This window comes from Siccibacter turicensis LMG 23730 (assembly GCF_000463155.2).
Classification (GTDB): domain Bacteria; phylum Pseudomonadota; class Gammaproteobacteria; order Enterobacterales; family Enterobacteriaceae; genus Siccibacter; species Siccibacter turicensis.
This window is the reverse complement of the sequence record NZ_AWFZ01000002.1, coordinates 12,682-29,380: the sequence shown is the minus strand read 5'-3', so window position 1 is coordinate 29,380 and position 16,699 is coordinate 12,682. Positions and strand designations below refer to the sequence as shown.

The window sequence follows — 16,699 nt, the reverse complement described above, 5'->3', positions numbered from 1 at the left end:
CGTGTCCTCTGGAATGCATCTCGCCCCGCATTTTATACAAAAAGTGACAGAAAAGAGCGTGTTTGATCACAGTCGGGTATCCCGGCGCGCCCGCCCGGTCGGGTGCATTTCAACGCGGCCACCGCGCTGGCGAAGCGGATCGCCTCGGCACCGGCCATGCCGCGCGCCAGGCTGACGGCAAAGGCGCCATGGAACACGTCCCCGGCACCGGTGGTGTCCACCACCTCCACCTTAAAGCCAGGCTGATGCACAAGACGCGCCTCCTCCAGCCAGCAACACCCGTCAGACCCTTGGGTGACATACACCTGTCCATTTGTGAGCGCCTGTGCTTTTTTCAGGCTGGCGGCGATATCCTGCTCACCGCTCAGCCGCCGTAAGCCAGGCGCGGAGAACACCACGTGATCGCTCAGGCTGACCAGGTCGGCAATGGCCTGCGGGGTGGTGTCGCCGTCCAGCAGCGTGGTTACCCCTTTCTCACGCGCCAGCGTAAAGGCCTGCTGTGTTCCCTCGTGCCAGCGCACGTCGGCCAGCACCACATCCCACTGGCTGAAATCGATCGCCTCCAGCCATGCGGCATCTGCTGGCAGATCCGGGCTGGGATAGTTGACGATAATCCGCTCCCCCTGGCCATCCACCAGAATGGCGGACTGCGATGAGCGCGCGTTCGCCACCGTGCGCGTGTAGCGGGTGTTCACCCCCAGCGACGCCAGCTCCTGGAGCAGGCTGTGTCCGGTGTCGTCATCCCCTACCCGGCCAATAAAATCCACCTCAGCCCCCAGCTTCGCCGCCGCGACGGCCGCCGTTGCGGCTGGGCCGCCCCCGACTTCACGGTACTGGTTCGCCACATATTTTCCCCCTTCACAGGGCAAATCGCCGAGGTAGTAGAGGCGATCCATCACGGCAATCCCGACACAAGCAATACGCATCATGGTCATTCCTTAATCGTTAAGAGCTGCCGCTATTTTAATTTCACCAAATGTTTAAAAAGTGACGGCTGTCAATTTTTTGACCATAAATTACAAATACGCTCAATAACAGACAACATAAACGGTCATATACAGACAAAATATGACAACCCCCTTTGTTACAGGAGAGCGTATGTCAGTAATCGCATTTATTGGTCTGGGGCAGATGGGCGCACCGATGGCAGGCAATTTACTGCGTCGCGGCCACCAGCTTCAGGTCTTCGATCTCAATCCGCAGGCGGTGCAGTCGCTGGTGGAACAGGGTGCAACCGCCGCGGCGTCGCCCTCCCAGGCCGCACGCGGCGCCGCGTTCGTCATCACCATGTTGCCCAATGGCGATCTGGTTCGCGAGGTGCTGTTTGGCGACCAGGGCGTGTGTGAAGGGTTATCCACGACGGCGCTGACCATTGATATGTCCACCATTCATCCGCTGCAAACGGATCGCCTGATTCACGACATGCACCAGCGCGGCTTCAGCATGATGGATGTGCCAGTAGGACGCACCTCCGATCATGCCATTGCCGGCACGCTGCTGCTGCTGGCGGGCGGCACGCCGGAACAGGTGGAGCGTGCAACCCCGGTGCTGATGGCGATGGGCAATGAGCTGATTGCGGCGGGCGGGCCGGGCATGGGTATTCGCGTCAAGCTGATCAACAACTACATGAGTATCGCCCTGAATGCGCTTTCTGCCGAAGCCGCCGCGCTGTGCGAGGCGCTGGGGCTCTCCTTCGACGTGGCGCTCAAGGTGATGAACGGCACCCCCGCAGGCAAAGGTCACTTCACCACCACCTGGCCCAACAAGGTGCTGAAAGGGGATCTCTCCCCGGCCTTCATGATCGATCTCGCGCATAAGGATCTTGGTATCGCGCTGGACGTCGCCAATCAGCTCCACGTCCCGATGCCGCTCGGCGCCGCTTCCCGGGAAGTCTATAGCCAGGCGCGCGCTGCGGGCCGTGGCCGCCAGGACTGGACCGCCATTCTCGAACAGGTCCGGGCCGCTGCCGGGCTGACATCTCAATAAGGACTGCAACATGAATCACTATACCCTGACTGACATCACCCGTCCCTCCGGTGGCTTCGCCATGCTGGCCGTGGACCAGCGCGAAGCGATGCGCCTGATGTTCGCCGCAGCCGGTGCCGCGCAGCCGGTCACCGATCAGGTACTCACCGATTTTAAAGTGAGCGCCGCCAAAGTGCTCTCCCCCTACGCCTCCGCCATTCTCGTGGACCAGCAGTTCTGCTATCGCCAGGTGATCGCCCAGCGCGCCGTGGCGCAACCCTGCGCCACCATCGTCGCCGCGGATGCGTTTATTCCCGGCAACGGCATTCCGGTGGACAGCGTGGTCATTGATAAGCATGTCGATCCTGAAGCGGTCAGACGCGACGGCGGCAAAGCGCTGAAGCTGCTGGTGCTGTGGCGCAGCGATGAAGATCGCGGGCAGCGTCTTGAGATGGTGCGGGCGTTTAACCAGCTCTGCCATGCCCACGGGCTGCTCAGCATTATCGAGCCGGTGGTGCGCCCGCCGCGTCGCGGGGATCGCTTTGACCGGGAGCAGGCCATCATCGAGGCGGCAAAAGAGCTGGGCGACAGCGGGGCCGATCTCTACAAAGTCGAGATGCCGCTCAACGGCAAAGGCACTCAGCAGGCGCTGCTGGAAGCCTCACAGCGACTCAATGAACACATCAACATGCCCTGGGTGATCCTCTCCTCGGGCGTGGATGAAAAACTGTTTCCCAGAGCGGTACGGGTCGCCATGCTGGCCGGTGCCTCCGGGTTCCTGGCCGGCCGCGCCGTGTGGTCATCGGTGGTGGGCCTGCCGGATACCGAACTGATGCTGCGTGATATCGCCGCACCAAAGCTGCAGCGTTTAGGTGAAATTGTCGACGAGATGATGGCTCGCCGCTAACAGAGGGACATGCTGATGAAATGGTTTAACACCCTGAGCCACAATCGCTGGCTCGAGCAGGAAACGGATCGCATTTTTGCCTTTGGCAAAAACGCCGCGGTGCCAACCGGGTTTGGCTGGCTGGGCAACAACGGCCAGGTGAAAGCTGATAAGGGCACCCACCTGTGGGTCACCGCCCGTATGCTGCACGTGTATGCGGTTGCTGCCGCCATGGGACGTCCGGGGGCGTACTCCCTGGTCGAACACGGGATTAACGCGCTTAACGGGGCGCTGCGCGACAAGCGGTATGGCGGCTGGTACGCCTGCGTAAACGATGAGGGCGTGATTGATGCGTCCAAGCAGGGCTATCAGCATTTCTTCGTGCTGCTGGGCGCGGCCAGTGCGGTTACCACCGGTCACCCGGCGGCGCGGGCGCTGCTGGACGATGCGATCGCCGTGATTGAGAAATATTTCTGGAGCGAAGAGGAGCAGATGTGCCTGGAGTCGTGGGACGAAGCCTTCAGCGAAACGGAAGCCTACCGGGGCGGCAATGCCAATATGCACGCGGTCGAAGCCTTTCTGATTGTTTACGACGTCACCCACGATCGCAAATGGCTGGACCGCGCGCTGCGCATTGCCTCGGTGATCATCCACGACGTTGCCCGTAACAACGCGTATCGCGTCAACGAGCATTTCGACACCCACTGGAACCCGATACGCGATTACAACAAAGATAATCCGGCGCACCGCTTCCGCGCCTATGGCGGCACGCCGGGCCACTGGATCGAGTGGGGCCGCCTGATGCTGCACCTGCGCGCGGCGCTTGAAGCCCGCTTCGAGACTCCGCCGGCGTGGCTGCTGGAGGATGCGAAAGGGCTGTTCCACGCGACCATTCGCGACGCCTGGGCGCCCGATGGCGCAGACGGCATTGTCTATACCGTCGACTGGGACGGTAAGCCTATCGTGCGCGAACGCGTGCGCTGGCCGATTGTGGAGGCGATGGGCACCGCTTACGCGCTCTATACCGTCACCGGCGATCCGCAGTACGAAACCTGGTATCAGACCTGGTGGGAGTACTGCATCACCTATCTGATGGATTATGAAAACGGCTCCTGGTGGCAGGAGCTGGACGCCAACAACGCGGTCACCACTAAGGTCTGGGACGGTAAGCAGGATATCTACCACCTGCTGCACTGTCTGGTGATCCCTCGCCTGCCGCTGGCACCCGGGCTGGCCCCGGCGGTCGCCGCCGGCCTGCTCGACTGCAACGCCCGATAAAACAATAACGACAGAGCCGCCCTCGCGCGGCTCAACACCCATTGACTCGACAAGAGGTCATCATGCCTGCCCTACAACCGACTCTGACCGCTATTACCGTGACGCCACAGGCGCAGGGCTTTACGCTCTGTTACCACCAGCGTCTTATTCTGCGCCACACCCCGGAAACGCCCTGCGTATGGGCCGGGGCGGGCACCGCGGATATCGAGATGTTCCGCGGCAATTTCAGCATCAAAGACCGGCTGCACGAGAAGGTCGCGCTCACCGATGCCACCGTACTGCCCGACGCCACGGGATGGAGCATCCGCTTTACCCGGGGCGATACGATCTGCGCCACGCTGCGGGTCAGCGCCGACGAGGCGGGACGCCTGGTGCTGAACCTGAAAAACGATGCGCCCTCCCACAACCGTCTCTGGCTGCGGCTGGCGGCCCAGCCAGCCGATCACATCTACGGCTGCGGCGAGCAGTTCTCGTACTTCGATCTGCGCGGTAAACCCTTCCCGCTGTGGACCAGTGAACAGGGCGTGGGCCGCAATAAGCAGAGCTATGTGACCTGGCAGGCCGACTGCAAAGAGAACGCCGGCGGGGATTACTACTGGACCTTCTTCCCCCAGCCCACCTTCGTCAGTACCCAGAAGTACTTCTGCCACGTCGATAACAGCTGCTATATGAATTTCGACTTCAGCGCTCCGGACTTTCACGAGCTGGCGTTCTGGGAGGATAACGCGACGATCCGCTTCGAATGTGCCTCTGACTACATCGAACTGCTGGAAAAACTCACCGCGCTGCTGGGCCGTCAGCCGGAACTGCCCGACTGGGTGTATGACGGGGTGACGCTCGGCGTGCAGGGAGGCACTGAAGTCTGCCAGCAAAAACTGGATACCCTGCGCCGCCACGGGGTCAAGGTGAACGGCATCTGGGCGCAGGACTGGTCCGGCATCCGCATGACCTCGTTTGGCAAACGCGTGATGTGGAACTGGAAGTGGAACCGCGATCTCTACCCGCAGCTCGATGAGCGTGTTAAGGCGTGGAACGCCGAGGGCGTGCAGTTTCTCTCCTATATCAACCCCTATGTGGCAAGCGACCGCGAGCTGTGCGCAGAGGCAGCGGCGCGAGGTTTTCTGACCAAAGATGCCGCGGGCAAGGATTATCACGTCGAGTTCGGCGAGTTCTACGCCGGGGTTATCGACCTGACCAATCCCCAGGCCTATGAGTGGTACAAGAACGTCATCAAAGAGAATCTCATCGCCTTTGGCTGCAACGGCTGGATGGCAGACTTCGGCGAGTACCTGCCGACCGATACCCACCTGCACAACGGCGTCAGCGCCGAGATCATGCACAACGCGTGGCCTGCGCTGTGGGCGAAGTGTAACTACGAAGCGCTGGAAGAGACCGGCAAACTCGGCGAAGTGCTGTTCTTTATGCGCGCCGGTTACACCGGCAGCCAGAAATATTCGACGATGATGTGGGCCGGCGACCAGAACGTCGACTGGAGCCTCGACGACGGTCTGGCCTCCGTGGTGCCTGCTGCGCTGTCGCTGGGGATGTCCGGCCACGGTCTGCACCACAGCGACATCGGCGGCTACACCACGCTGTTTGAGATGAAGCGCAGTAAAGAGCTGTTGCTGCGCTGGTGCGACTTCAGTGCCTTCACGCCGATGATGCGCACGCATGAAGGCAATCGTCCCGGCGACAACTGGCAGTTCGACAGCGACGACGACACCATCGCCCACTTTGCCCGCATGACCACCGTGTTCACCACCCTGAAGCCCTACCTGAAACAGGCGGTGGCGCAGAATGCCAAAACCGGCCTGCCGGTGATGCGTCCGCTGTTTTTGCACTACGAAGAGGACGCGCGAACCTACACGCTGAAGTACCAGTATCTGCTGGGTCGCGATCTGCTGGTGGCGCCGGTATATGACCAGGGGCGCGATGACTGGACGCTGTACCTGCCGGAGGACAACTGGGTTCATCTCTGGACGGGCGAGACGTACCGCGGCGGCGACGTGACGGTCGCTGCACCGCTCGGTAAACCACCGGTGTTTTATCGCGCGGACAGCGAGTGGGCAGATCTGTTTAGCACATTACGTCATATCTGATGAGGCTCGCCCGCAGGGAAACCTGCGGGCAGATGGAGAACAATAATGAGTCAACACACTTCGGATTCGGCAACCCTACGCCTGCCGTTTAAGGAAAAACTCGCCTATGGGATGGGCGATCTGGGCTCCAATATTCTGCTGGATATCGGCACGCTCTATCTGCTGAAGTTTTATACCGACGTGCTGGGTCTGCCGGGCACTTACGGCGGCATTATCTTTTTGATCGCCAAGTTCTTTACCGCGTTTACCGACATGGGTACCGGGATCATGCTCGACTCGCGGCGCAATATCGGCCCTAAGGGCAAGTTCCGGCCCTTCGTGCTGTACGCCGCCTTTCCGGTGACGCTGCTGGCGATCGCCAACTTTGTCGGCACGCCGTTCGAGGTCACCGGCAAAGCGGTGATGGCGACGGTGCTGTTTATGCTCTACGGGTTGTTCTTCAGCATGATGAACTGCTCCTATGGCGCGATGGTGCCCGCTATCACCAAAAACCCGGACGAGCGCGCGTCGCTGGCGGCGTGGCGTCAGGGCGGCGCCACGCTGGGCCTGCTGCTGTGTACCGTCGGCTTTGTGCCGGTGATGAACCTGATCGAAGGCAACCCGCAGCTGAGCTATATCGTCGCTGCCACGCTGTTCTCGCTGTTCGGCCTGCTGTTTATGTGGTGGTGCTATGCCGGCACGCGCGAGCGCTACGTGGAAGCCGCGGCCACCAGCCCGGCACACAAACCGGGGCTGCTGGCATCGTTTCGCGCCATCGCCGGCAACCGCCCGCTCTTTGTGCTGTGCATCGCCAACCTCTGCACTCTTGGGGCGTTCAACGTCAAGCTCGCCATTCAGGTCTACTACACGCAGTACGTGCTTAACGACCCTATTCTGCTCTCGTATATGGGCTTCTTCAGCATGGGCTGTATTTTTATCGGCGTCTTCCTGATGCCCGGCGCGGTGCGGCGCTTCGGCAAGAAGAAGGTCTATATCGGCGGGCTGCTAATCTGGGCGGTGGGCGACCTGCTCAACTATGCATTCGGCAGCGATTCGGTGAGCTTTGTGGCGTTCTCCTGCCTGGCCTTTTTCGGCTCCGCGTTTGTGAACAGCCTGAACTGGGCGCTGGTGTCCGACACGGTGGAGTACGGCGAGTGGCGCACCGGCGTACGCTCGGAAGGCACGGTCTACACCGGATTCACCTTCTTTCGAAAAGTCTCTCAGGCGCTGGCCGGTTTTTTCCCTGGTCTGATGCTGACGCAGATCGGCTATGTGCCAAACGCGGTGCAGTCTGCCGCCACGACAGAAGGCCTGCGCGAGCTGATTTTCATCTGGCCGTGCGTGCTGGCGGTGGTGACGATTGTCGCCATGGGCTGCTTCTACAACCTGAACGAGAAGATGTACGTGCGGATTGTGGATGAGCTGGAAAATCGTAAGCGGGCGTTATCGCCTGGCGCATAACCATGAGGGTGCCTGCCCCGTGGGCGCAGGCCTTCGCTTTGAGGATCGGCTATGACGGTATTCACTCATCACGACCCGCTGACGCTCCGGCTGAGCCTGCGGGAAAAGGTGGCGTATGGCATGGGCGACTTCGGCTCAAACCTGATGCTCTGCATCGGGACGCTGTACCTGCTGAAGTTCTACACCGATGATCTGGGACTGCCCGCTTTTTACGGCGGGATCATCTTTCTGATCGCCAAGTTTTTTACCGCCTTCACCGACATGCTCACCGGTGTGCTGGTGGATTCGCGGCGCCATATCGGGCCACGGGGGAAATTCAGGCCGTTTATCCTCTACGCCTCCGTACCCGTGGCGCTGGTGGCCACGGCGCAGTTTATGGCGAACGACTTTAGCCTGACGGTAAAGACGGCGCTGGCGACCGTGCTGTTTATGCTGTTTGGCCTGTTTTATAGCCTGATGAACTGCGCCTACGGCGCCATGGTGCCGGCCATCACCAAAAATCCGCAGGAGCGCGCGCAGCTGGCCGCCTGGCGTCAGGGCGGCGCGACGCTGGGTCTGCTGCTCTGCACGGTCGGTTTTATGCCGCTTCAGGCCCTGTTCACCACTACGCCATCCCTGGGCTATCTGCTGGCGGCGTTCTGTTTTGCCTGCTGCGGGCTGTTTTGCATGTGGTGGTGCTATCGGGGCGTCAACGAGCGCTACGTCGAGGTCTCACCCGATCATCACAAGCCGAGCATCGCGAAGTCATTCTGCTCGATATTCCGCAATCCGCCGCTGCTGGTGCTGTGCATTGCGAACCTCTGCACCCTTGCGGCGTTCAACATCAAGCTGGCCATTCAGGTTTACTACACCCAGTACGTGTTGAGCGATATCCACCTGCTGTCGTGGATGGGGCTGTTCAGCATGGGCTGCATTTTGATTGGCGTGCTGCTGGTGCCCGCTGCGGTAAAGCGCTTCGGTAAAAAGCAGGTGTATCTCGGCGGACTGGCGCTCTGGGCGCTTGGCGACGTGCTGAACTACCTGTGGGGCGCGACCTCGTTCAGCTTTGTGCTGTTTTCCTGCATGGCGTTTTTCGGCACCGCCTTTGTTAACAGCCTTAACTGGGCGCTGGTGCCGGATACGGTGGATTACGGGGAGTGGAAAACGGGGATTCGTGCCGAAGGGTCGGTGTATACCGGCTATACCTTCTCGCGCAAAATCTCCGCCGCGCTGGCCGGGTTCTTACCGGGCATCATGCTGACGCAGATCGGCTATGTGCCTAATGTCCTGCAAAGTGAGGCGACGCTCGCCGGGCTTCGGCAGCTGCTGTTTATCTGGCCCGCCGCACTGGCGGTGCTCGCCGCGGTAACGATGGGCTTCTTTTATAAGCTCAACGAAGCGCGCTTCGCTTTCATTATTGAGGATATTGCCCGGCGTAAAAAAGGCGCAGGCAACACGCCCGCGGAGGCGTCAACGGGGCCGTGCCCGCTACCTCACTATAAATAAAACAAAAGACCGTCGGATATTGCCAGCGGCGCAGACGGTCGTCCTGGGATTAAAATAAGGGAATATGATATGAAATACCTGAAATACAGCCTGCTGATCGCGACGGCGTTCTCAGGCGGTGCGACGGCGGGCGCCTATGTGGAAACACGCGAGGCCTGGAATACCGCCTCGGATCGTCACGAGGTGATTTTGCGTGCCGGGTATAATTTTGACATGGGTGCCGGGCTGATGGTGACGAATGCCTACGACGTCGGGAAATGGGACGAAATCAAACACAGCTATAATGAAATCGAGGGCTGGTATCCTCTTTTCAAGCCAACCCGTCGCCTGACATTTCAGCCGGGCGGCCTGGTAAACGACAGCCGCGACGGTTCCGGCGGTGCGCTATATCTGGATACCAATTATCAGTTTACTCCCGTCTTTAATCTGACCTTCCGCTATCGCTATAACCACAATAATTACGATACGCCGGACGTCAACGGCATCATGGATAAAAACGACACCCATGAATTCGCGAATTACTGGAATCTGAAGGTAACGGATTCGCTCACCTATACGTTCGAACCCCATTTCTTCCAGCGGGTGAATGACTACCACAGTAAAAACGGCAAAGACCATCACTGGGAAATAACCAACGGCTTCCGCTATAAGCTCGACCGGCACTGGCTGCCCTATCTGGAGTTACAGTGGCTCGATCGCTGGAATGACTATAACCGCGAGCAGTATCGGGTACGCCTCGGCTTGCGCTACGCGTTTTAGGTAAAAACCGTAAAGGTATGCGTGACAGGTGGTTGATTTCACCATCCCGGTAAAGGCTGTGTTCTGAGCAGCCTTTATCGGCTATTTAGTTGGATGTCATCTGGCTAATCATTACGCCTCCAACCGTTTTATGGTCGAAATAATATTGAAGACAGTTTGTTTGCGTGAAATCACCGTAACGTTTGGTGTCAGTGCAATATTGCGTGATGTTACCGCCAGGCTCGTTCGGAAAGGTCAATGCGAGATCGTTAGCGGCTGCCCCCAGTAACGGGATTCCCTTCACTTTGACGCGTAAATCACCACCGTAAGAAGAACAGCCTTTTTGCTTGCCATCGCTGGCAACCGCGATGGTGGTCAAATCGCCGTGCCCCATCTCGTTATCAGAGATAAACCAGTAGTTAATACCCGTAGCGCTCAGGCAAATCCATGATGCCCTGTCGTCCTGATTAACCGCGACGCCAGTCTTTTTTGCAATGTCTGCAAGACTGCTAAATTCCATTACAAACAGACCATCGCCCACTATCACATCAGGCACTAAGGCGTTATGAGTGACATAGCGGGTGACAGATAAGTTATCGTAGTCGTAGTAGTTGGCGCCAAAACCTTCCATCTGTGTAGCCATCGCGACAGACGAAAAAAGAGCAGCAACTGCAAGGAGGAAATACCTCATTTTACTTTTAACTCCGTATCACCACTCGCCCAGATAGCCTTCCTTACGCCAAGAGGCGCGATAATACATCCTTCCGATGAATCAAGAGGATGCCTCTTGCTAGCTCCATGAATACGAAAAGCAGAACGGCCGCACATAGCGCTGCTCAGGACAGGAGTCAGGTTCAGAGTGTATTTTCCCGTATGAGCAGAGTTGTGAGGTGCGCCGATTTTATAAGTGCCTCTGGGGAGGGGACCTTTGCCGCTGATACACTCCTGAGAGCTATTATTCTTATACCCTGTCGCACCCGCATAATCTGCGGCGTATCTTTCACCATTGTGAGTAAAGGTATGCGTTGCTACGTCATATTCCCATGCCATTATGCAGCCCACCACTTTCATTGGTCAGAATAAATAATATTACCATCAAGATAATGCCAGGTTATCTTTTCGTAAGCGAGGTCAATATATTCAAGGTGGTCATGCCGTTCCCATTGAGGATTTTTAGCGTCGAGCATAAATGACTCAATTTCTGTCACCCTGACATTCTCCAGTATCGTTCTGAAATACTCTTCCTCCTGACCATTACAATTTATACGATAGAACCTGAAAATAGCCGCATTAAGCCGCTGACCTGTAGCCAGGGCTTTATATAAAAAGGAGGAGCAATTATCGACGTTTTTCATAAATGAATATGCGCTGTGTAGACGTTTTGCTGTAGTCTTTCCGGTCAAAGGATCTATGGGCAGTTCTACTGAGTGCATGAGCTCACTCACTTCAATACTTCCCTCTCTACCGCCTACATCAACATCACCTTTTATAATCGCCCCACCGTCATCCTCAAGCCATAAGTAAACTGGAATAGCCATATAATCCATCCCCTGGTGTTATAAAGAGGATAATTATCCTGCCTGTTATCCTTCAGAAAAAACCTTATTAAAAATGCTATTGATGTTAATCAATAAAACATATGGCATAGAGTATGTGCAATGTTTACCGCTGACATCATTTAAAATATTTCATGGTGATTAATATTAGGCTGGTAGCAGTAGTAATGATTACTTTATTTATTTTATGAATTACTGCGCATTTCTACCGGGACTTATATCGCCGTGCATTGCTTGAGGTCACAGAAAGCGACGCCAGTAGAGAAAGGAAAAAGCGGTTACCCTTACGCATAAAAAAAGCCGCTCAATTGAGCGGCTTCTTATTTTACGAGCCTGATTACGCGTCTTTCGGACCGCGGCTGGCACGCTTACGGTCGTTTTCCGTCAGGTGACGTTTACGGATACGTACGGATACCGGAGTAACTTCTACCAGTTCGTCGTCATCGATAAACTCCAGCGCCTGCTCCAGCGTCATTTTGATCGGCGGAACAAGGGTGGTGGCTTCGTCAGTACCGGAAGCACGCATGTTGGTCAGCTTCTTACCGGTCAGGCAGTTAACGGTCAGGTCGTTAGAGCGGCTGTGAATACCGATGATCTGGCCTTCATACACTTCCGCACCGTGACCCAGGAACAGCTTACCGCGATCCTGCAGACCGAACAGGGCGAAGGCTACCGCTTTACCCTGACCGTTAGAGATCAGCACGCCGTTCTGACGCTGGCCCACTTCGCCCGGACGAACGTCGTCGTAGTGGCTGAAGGTGGAGTACAGCAGACCGGTACCAGAGGTCATGGTCATGAATTCGTTACGGAAACCGATCAGACCACGGCTTGGGATAACGTAGTCGAGACGTACGCGACCTTTGCCATCCGGATCCATGTTTTTCAGGTCGCCTTTACGCTCACCCATCGCCTGCATCACGGAACCCTGATGCTGCTCTTCGATGTCCAGGGTCACGTTCTCGAACGGCTCCTGCTTGCGACCATCGATTTCGCGGAAGATTACTTTCGGACGGGAAACCGCCAGCTCGAAGCCTTCACGACGCATGTTTTCGATCAGTACGGACAGGTGAAGCTCACCACGACCGGATACGCGGAACGCATCAGCATCTTCAGTTTCTTCAACGCGCAGCGCTACGTTGTGCACCAGCTCTTTGTTCAGGCGGTCGAGGATCTGACGTGAAGTCACGTACTTACCTTCTTTACCACAGAACGGCGAGGTGTTGACGTTGAAGAACATGGTGACGGTCGGCTCATCAACGGACAGCGCCGGTAGCGCTTCTACGTTTTGCGGATCGCAAATCGTGTCGGAGATGTTCAGCTCGCCCAGGCCGGTGATAGCGATGATGTCGCCCGCTTCCGCGAGTTCGCTATCAATACGCTCCAGACCCAGATGGCCCAGCACTTTACCTACTTTACCGTTGCGCGTTTTGCCTTCGCTATCGATAACGGTAACCTGCTGGTTCGGCTTCACTTTACCGCGCTTGATGCGGCCAATGCCGATAACGCCCAGATAGTTGTTGTAGTCCAGCTGGGAGATCTGCATCTGCAGCGGGCCGTCGAGGTCAACGTTCGGAGACGGGACGTGGTCGACGATAGCCTGGTACAGCGGGGTCATGTCGTCCGCCATATCAGAGTGGTCCAGACCCGCGATACCGTTCAGCGCAGAAGCGTAAACGATCGGGAAGTCCAGCTGCTCGTCAGTCGCGTCGAGGTTAACGAACAGGTCGAATACCTGGTCAACAACCCAGTCAGGGCGCGCGCCCGGACGGTCAACTTTGTTGATAACAACGATCGGCTTCAGACCATGGGCAAACGCCTTTTTGGTCACGAAGCGCGTCTGCGGCATAGGGCCATCCATTGCGTCAACGACCAGCAGTACTGAGTCAACCATGGACATTACACGTTCAACTTCGCCACCGAAGTCGGCGTGGCCGGGGGTATCAACGATGTTGATACGGTAATCATTCCATTTGATAGCGGTGTTTTTAGCGAGGATGGTAATCCCACGCTCTTTCTCCAAATCGTTGGAGTCCATCACACGCTCAGTGGTTTCCGCACGTTCGCTGAACGTACCAGACTGTTGGAGCAGCTTATCAACCAGGGTCGTTTTCCCATGGTCGACGTGCGCGATGATGGCGATGTTACGCAGATTTTCGATCACAACTTTGCCTCAGGCATTAGAAATAGCGCGTTATTGTACACGGATTAATCGCAGGACTGAACAAGATCACAAAGATCCTTCGCAAACAAGTATTGCAGCAGGGCTTTGTGATCGTTTTCACGGAGCAGGTACGAGCCCACTAACGCAAATTGCACCAATACAGTGCCCATTTTTTACACAAAGGCACTATATTGGTGCAATATGTCCACGGTGGTGCAGCTCGTTTGCACTATGGTGCGCATGATAGCGCCTTTTTGGGGTAATTTGAAAGTTGGCACAGATTTCGCTTTATACAAAACAGAGCGAGAACGCCACTTTGATACAGTGTTTGAAAACCTCGTTACCACGACGACGACAATGACAAAATCCGGGAGAGTGCAAGTATGTCCGCTGAACACGTTTTGACGATGCTGAATGAACATGAAGTGAAGTTTGTCGATTTACGCTTCACCGACACCAAAGGTAAAGAGCAGCACGTCACGATCCCTTCCCATCAGGTTAACGCTGACTTCTTTGAAGAAGGCAAAATGTTTGATGGCTCCTCGATTGGTGGCTGGAAAGGTATCAACGAATCCGACATGGTGCTGATGCCTGACGCTTCTACCGCTGTCATTGACCCGTTCTTTGAAGAGCCGACGCTTATCATCCGTTGCGATATCCTCGAGCCGGGCACCATGCAGGGCTACGACCGCGACCCGCGCTCCATCGCTAAACGCGCTGAAGAGTACCTGCGCTCAACCGGTATCGCCGACACCGTTCTGTTCGGGCCGGAGCCAGAGTTCTTCCTGTTCGACGACATCCGTTTCGGCAGCTCCATCTCCGGTTCTCACGTTGCCATCGACGATATCGAAGGCGCGTGGAACTCCGCCACCAAATATGAAGGCGGCAACAAAGGCCATCGTCCGGGCGTGAAAGGCGGCTATTTCCCGGTTCCGCCGGTCGACTCCTCCCAGGATATCCGTTCCACCATGTGTATGGTGATGGAAGAGATGGGCCTGGTAGTTGAAGCGCACCACCACGAAGTGGCAACCGCAGGTCAGAACGAAGTGGCTACCCGCTTCAACACCATGACCAAAAAAGCGGACGAAATTCAGATCTACAAATATGTGGTTCACAACGTGGCGCACCGCTTCGGCAAAACCGCGACCTTCATGCCAAAACCGATGTTTGGCGATAACGGTTCCGGTATGCACTGCCACATGTCGCTGTCCAAAAACGGCACCAACCTGTTCTCTGGCGACAAATACGCCGGTCTGTCCGAGCAGGCGCTGTTCTACATCGGTGGCGTCATCAAACACGCAAAAGCAATCAACGCCCTGGCGAACCCGACCACCAACTCCTATAAGCGTCTGGTCCCGGGTTATGAAGCACCGGTTATGCTGGCCTACTCTGCCCGTAACCGCTCCGCTTCTATCCGTATCCCGGTGGTTGCCTCTCCGAAAGCGCGTCGTATCGAAGTGCGCTTCCCGGACCCGGCCGCTAACCCGTACCTGTGCTTTGCCGCGCTGCTGATGGCTGGCCTCGACGGTATCAAGAACAAAATCCATCCGGGCGAAGCGATGGACAAAAACCTGTATGACCTGCCGCCGGAAGAAGCGAAAGAGATCCCACAGGTTGCTGGCTCGCTGGAAGAAGCCCTCAACGCACTGGATCAGGACCGCGAGTTCCTGACCGCGGGTGGCGTATTCACCGATGAGGCGATTGATGCCTACATCGCCCTGCGTATCGAAGAGAACGACCGCGTGCGCATGACGCCGCATCCGGTTGAGTTCGAACTGTATTACAGCGTGTAAGTCATACGCGGCGCGCACGTCCGGCGCTGCATGATGACCGTTAACTGATTTTTTGTTGCCGTGGAAACTTTTGGCCCATCTTCGGATGGGCTTTTTTCTCCGCAACAGATGGCTACGTGATAGGGAGTTCAGTAAGGCATTTTTGCTTGTTGTCGTTTTTTAGCTGAAGAACACGACAAATAACATCGCCTTACCGAACTGAAAGCCTATAATGCACTAAATTGGTGCAAACCCTCGGAGACTGCTGGATGGCAACAGGTGCGCTACCCGATGCAGGGCAGATCCTCAACGCGTTAATCAACAGTATTCTGCTGGTCGATGACGACCTGGCGGTGCATTACGCCAACCCGGCGGCGCAGCAGCTGCTGGCTCAAAGCTCACGCAAGCTGTTCGGCACGCCGCTGCCGGAGCTGCTGAGCTACTTCTCACTCAACATCCCGCTGATGCAGGAGAGCCTGAGCGCAGGCCAGGGCTTTACCGACAACGAGGTGACGCTGGTCATTGATGGCCGCTCGCACATTCTCTCGCTGACCGCGCAGCGCCTGCCGGATGGATTAATCCTGCTGGAGATGGCGCCGATGGATAATCAGCGCCGTCTTAGTCAGGAGCAGCTTCAACATGCGCAGCAGGTGGCCGCCCGGGATCTGGTGCGCGGCCTGGCGCATGAGATTAAAAATCCGCTCGGCGGGCTACGCGGCGCGGCGCAGCTGTTGACCAAAGCGCTTCCCGACCCGTCGCTGACTGAATACACCAACGTGATTATCGAGCAGGCCGACCGACTGCGTAATCTGGTGGATCGGCTGCTTGGCCCGCAGCAACCGGGCATGCACGTGACGGAGAGCATCCATAAGGTCGCAGAGCGGGTGGTGAAGCTGGTGTCGATGGAGCTGCCGGGTAACGTCCAGCTGGTGCGCGACTACGACCCGAGCCTGCCGGAATTCGCCCACGACCCGGATCAGATTGAGCAGGTTCTGCTTAATATCGTTCGCAACGCGCTTCAGGCGCTTGGCCCGGCGGGCGGCGAAATCATCCTGCGCACCCGCACCGCGTTCCAGCTGACGCTGCACGGGACGCGCTACCGGCTGGCGGCGCGCATTGACGTGGAAGACAACGGCCCGGGTATCCCGGCGCATTTGCAGGACACGCTTTTCTACCCGATGGTCAGCGGCCGGGAGGGCGGCACCGGACTCGGGCTGTCCATCGCCCGCAGCCTTATTGACCAGCATTCCGGGAAAATCGAATTTAACAGTTGGCCGGGTCATACCGAATTTTCGCTTTACCTGCCTATTCGCAAATAG

14 protein-coding genes are annotated in these 16,699 nt (G+C 57.1%); 9 read left to right on the top strand and 5 right to left on the bottom strand.

Annotation, left to right across the window (positions count from 1 at the left end; translation table 11 throughout):
- Positions 1-32: 32 nt before the first annotated feature.
- Entirely contained in the window at positions 33-929 is an 897-nt protein-coding gene (locus tag DW58_RS00250; protein WP_024548009.1) for a sugar kinase, read from the bottom strand.
- Positions 930-1,098: 169 nt separating this feature from the next.
- On the opposite strand from DW58_RS00250, the gene yihU reads away from it, so the two are divergent.
- The 7 genes from yihU (at position 1,099) to ompL (ending at position 9,912) form a co-directional block, all read left to right on the top strand.
- On the top strand, positions 1,099-1,986 hold the full coding sequence (gene yihU, locus DW58_RS00245; RefSeq protein ID WP_024548010.1) for a sulfolactaldehyde 3-reductase: 888 nt from the start codon (positions 1,099-1,101) through the stop codon (positions 1,984-1,986).
- 10 nt (positions 1,987-1,996) lie between these two features.
- Positions 1,997-2,872 (top strand): sulfofructosephosphate aldolase, encoded by an 876-nt coding sequence (yihT, locus tag DW58_RS00240; protein ID WP_024548011.1) that lies wholly within the window; start codon positions 1,997-1,999, stop codon positions 2,870-2,872.
- A gap of 15 nt (positions 2,873-2,887) precedes the next feature.
- The gene (yihS, locus tag DW58_RS00235) at positions 2,888-4,129 is read left to right on the top strand and encodes a sulfoquinovose isomerase (RefSeq protein ID WP_024548012.1); all 1,242 of its coding nucleotides are present in this window, start codon (positions 2,888-2,890) and stop codon (positions 4,127-4,129) included.
- Positions 4,130-4,191: 62 nt separating this feature from the next.
- Positions 4,192-6,228 carry an alpha-glucosidase gene (locus DW58_RS00230; protein WP_024548013.1) on the top strand — a complete coding sequence of 679 codons (2,037 nt, stop codon included), beginning with the start codon at positions 4,192-4,194 and terminating at the stop codon, positions 6,226-6,228.
- Between the two features lie 45 nt (positions 6,229-6,273).
- Entirely contained in the window at positions 6,274-7,668 is a 1,395-nt protein-coding gene (locus DW58_RS00225) for an MFS transporter (RefSeq protein ID WP_024562493.1), read from the top strand.
- Between the two features lie 51 nt (positions 7,669-7,719).
- Positions 7,720-9,153 carry an MFS transporter gene (locus DW58_RS00220; protein WP_024548291.1) on the top strand — a complete coding sequence of 478 codons (1,434 nt, stop codon included), beginning with the start codon at positions 7,720-7,722 and terminating at the stop codon, positions 9,151-9,153.
- A 69-nt stretch (positions 9,154-9,222) separates the two neighbouring features.
- Positions 9,223-9,912 carry a porin OmpL gene (ompL, locus tag DW58_RS00215; RefSeq protein WP_024548290.1) on the top strand — a complete coding sequence of 230 codons (690 nt, stop codon included), beginning with the start codon at positions 9,223-9,225 and terminating at the stop codon, positions 9,910-9,912.
- An 85-nt stretch (positions 9,913-9,997) separates the two neighbouring features.
- Here ompL and DW58_RS00210 read toward each other — a convergent pair whose 3' ends face one another.
- The 4 genes from DW58_RS00210 to typA form a co-directional block, all read right to left on the bottom strand.
- Positions 9,998-10,582 carry a hypothetical protein gene (locus DW58_RS00210; RefSeq protein ID WP_051195542.1) on the bottom strand — a complete coding sequence of 195 codons (585 nt, stop codon included), beginning with the start codon at positions 10,580-10,582 and terminating at the stop codon, positions 9,998-10,000.
- Positions 10,579-10,941 carry a tlde1 domain-containing protein gene (locus DW58_RS19745; protein WP_071789234.1) on the bottom strand — a complete coding sequence of 121 codons (363 nt, stop codon included), beginning with the start codon at positions 10,939-10,941 and terminating at the stop codon, positions 10,579-10,581. Before DW58_RS19745 ends, DW58_RS00210 begins: the two co-directional genes overlap by 4 nt.
- Before the next feature lie 17 nt (positions 10,942-10,958).
- Positions 10,959-11,429 (bottom strand): Hcp family type VI secretion system effector, encoded by a 471-nt coding sequence (locus DW58_RS00205; protein ID WP_029696525.1) that lies wholly within the window; start codon positions 11,427-11,429, stop codon positions 10,959-10,961.
- A gap of 355 nt (positions 11,430-11,784) precedes the next feature.
- Positions 11,785-13,608, bottom strand: coding sequence for a ribosome-dependent GTPase TypA (typA, locus tag DW58_RS00200; protein ID WP_024548288.1), 1,824 nt, complete (start codon positions 13,606-13,608; stop codon positions 11,785-11,787).
- A gap of 383 nt (positions 13,609-13,991) precedes the next feature.
- Here typA and glnA point away from each other — a divergent pair, with 383 nt between their 5' ends.
- Positions 13,992-15,401 (top strand): glutamate--ammonia ligase, encoded by a 1,410-nt coding sequence (glnA, locus tag DW58_RS00195; protein WP_024548287.1) that lies wholly within the window; start codon positions 13,992-13,994, stop codon positions 15,399-15,401.
- A gap of 248 nt (positions 15,402-15,649) precedes the next feature.
- Complete coding sequence (gene glnL, locus DW58_RS00190; protein WP_024548286.1) at positions 15,650-16,699, top strand: nitrogen regulation protein NR(II); 1,050 nt, start codon at positions 15,650-15,652, stop codon at positions 16,697-16,699.

Excerpts from the sequence above, each read along its gene's own strand:
- DW58_RS00210 (WP_051195542.1), bottom strand. The coding sequence starts at position 10,582 with ATGAGGTATTTCCTCCTTGCAGTTGCTGCTCTTTTTTCGTCTGTCGCG.
- DW58_RS00205 (WP_029696525.1), bottom strand. The coding sequence starts at position 11,429 with ATGGCTATTCCAGTTTACTTATGGCTTGAGGATGACGGTGGGGCGATT.
- DW58_RS00230 (WP_024548013.1), top strand. The coding sequence starts at position 4,192 with ATGCCTGCCCTACAACCGACTCTGACCGCTATTACCGTGACGCCACAG.
- DW58_RS19745 (WP_071789234.1), bottom strand. The coding sequence starts at position 10,941 with ATGGCATGGGAATATGACGTAGCAACGCATACCTTTACTCACAATGGT.
- yihT (WP_024548011.1), top strand. The coding sequence starts at position 1,997 with ATGAATCACTATACCCTGACTGACATCACCCGTCCCTCCGGTGGCTTC.
- DW58_RS00220 (WP_024548291.1), top strand. The coding sequence starts at position 7,720 with ATGACGGTATTCACTCATCACGACCCGCTGACGCTCCGGCTGAGCCTG.
- DW58_RS00250 (WP_024548009.1), bottom strand. The coding sequence starts at position 929 with ATGATGCGTATTGCTTGTGTCGGGATTGCCGTGATGGATCGCCTCTAC.
- DW58_RS00225 (WP_024562493.1), top strand. The coding sequence starts at position 6,274 with ATGAGTCAACACACTTCGGATTCGGCAACCCTACGCCTGCCGTTTAAG.
- ompL (WP_024548290.1), top strand. The coding sequence starts at position 9,223 with ATGAAATACCTGAAATACAGCCTGCTGATCGCGACGGCGTTCTCAGGC.
- yihU (WP_024548010.1), top strand. The coding sequence starts at position 1,099 with ATGTCAGTAATCGCATTTATTGGTCTGGGGCAGATGGGCGCACCGATG.
- glnL (WP_024548286.1), top strand. The coding sequence starts at position 15,650 with ATGGCAACAGGTGCGCTACCCGATGCAGGGCAGATCCTCAACGCGTTA.
- yihS (WP_024548012.1), top strand. The coding sequence starts at position 2,888 with ATGAAATGGTTTAACACCCTGAGCCACAATCGCTGGCTCGAGCAGGAA.
- glnA (WP_024548287.1), top strand. The coding sequence starts at position 13,992 with ATGTCCGCTGAACACGTTTTGACGATGCTGAATGAACATGAAGTGAAG.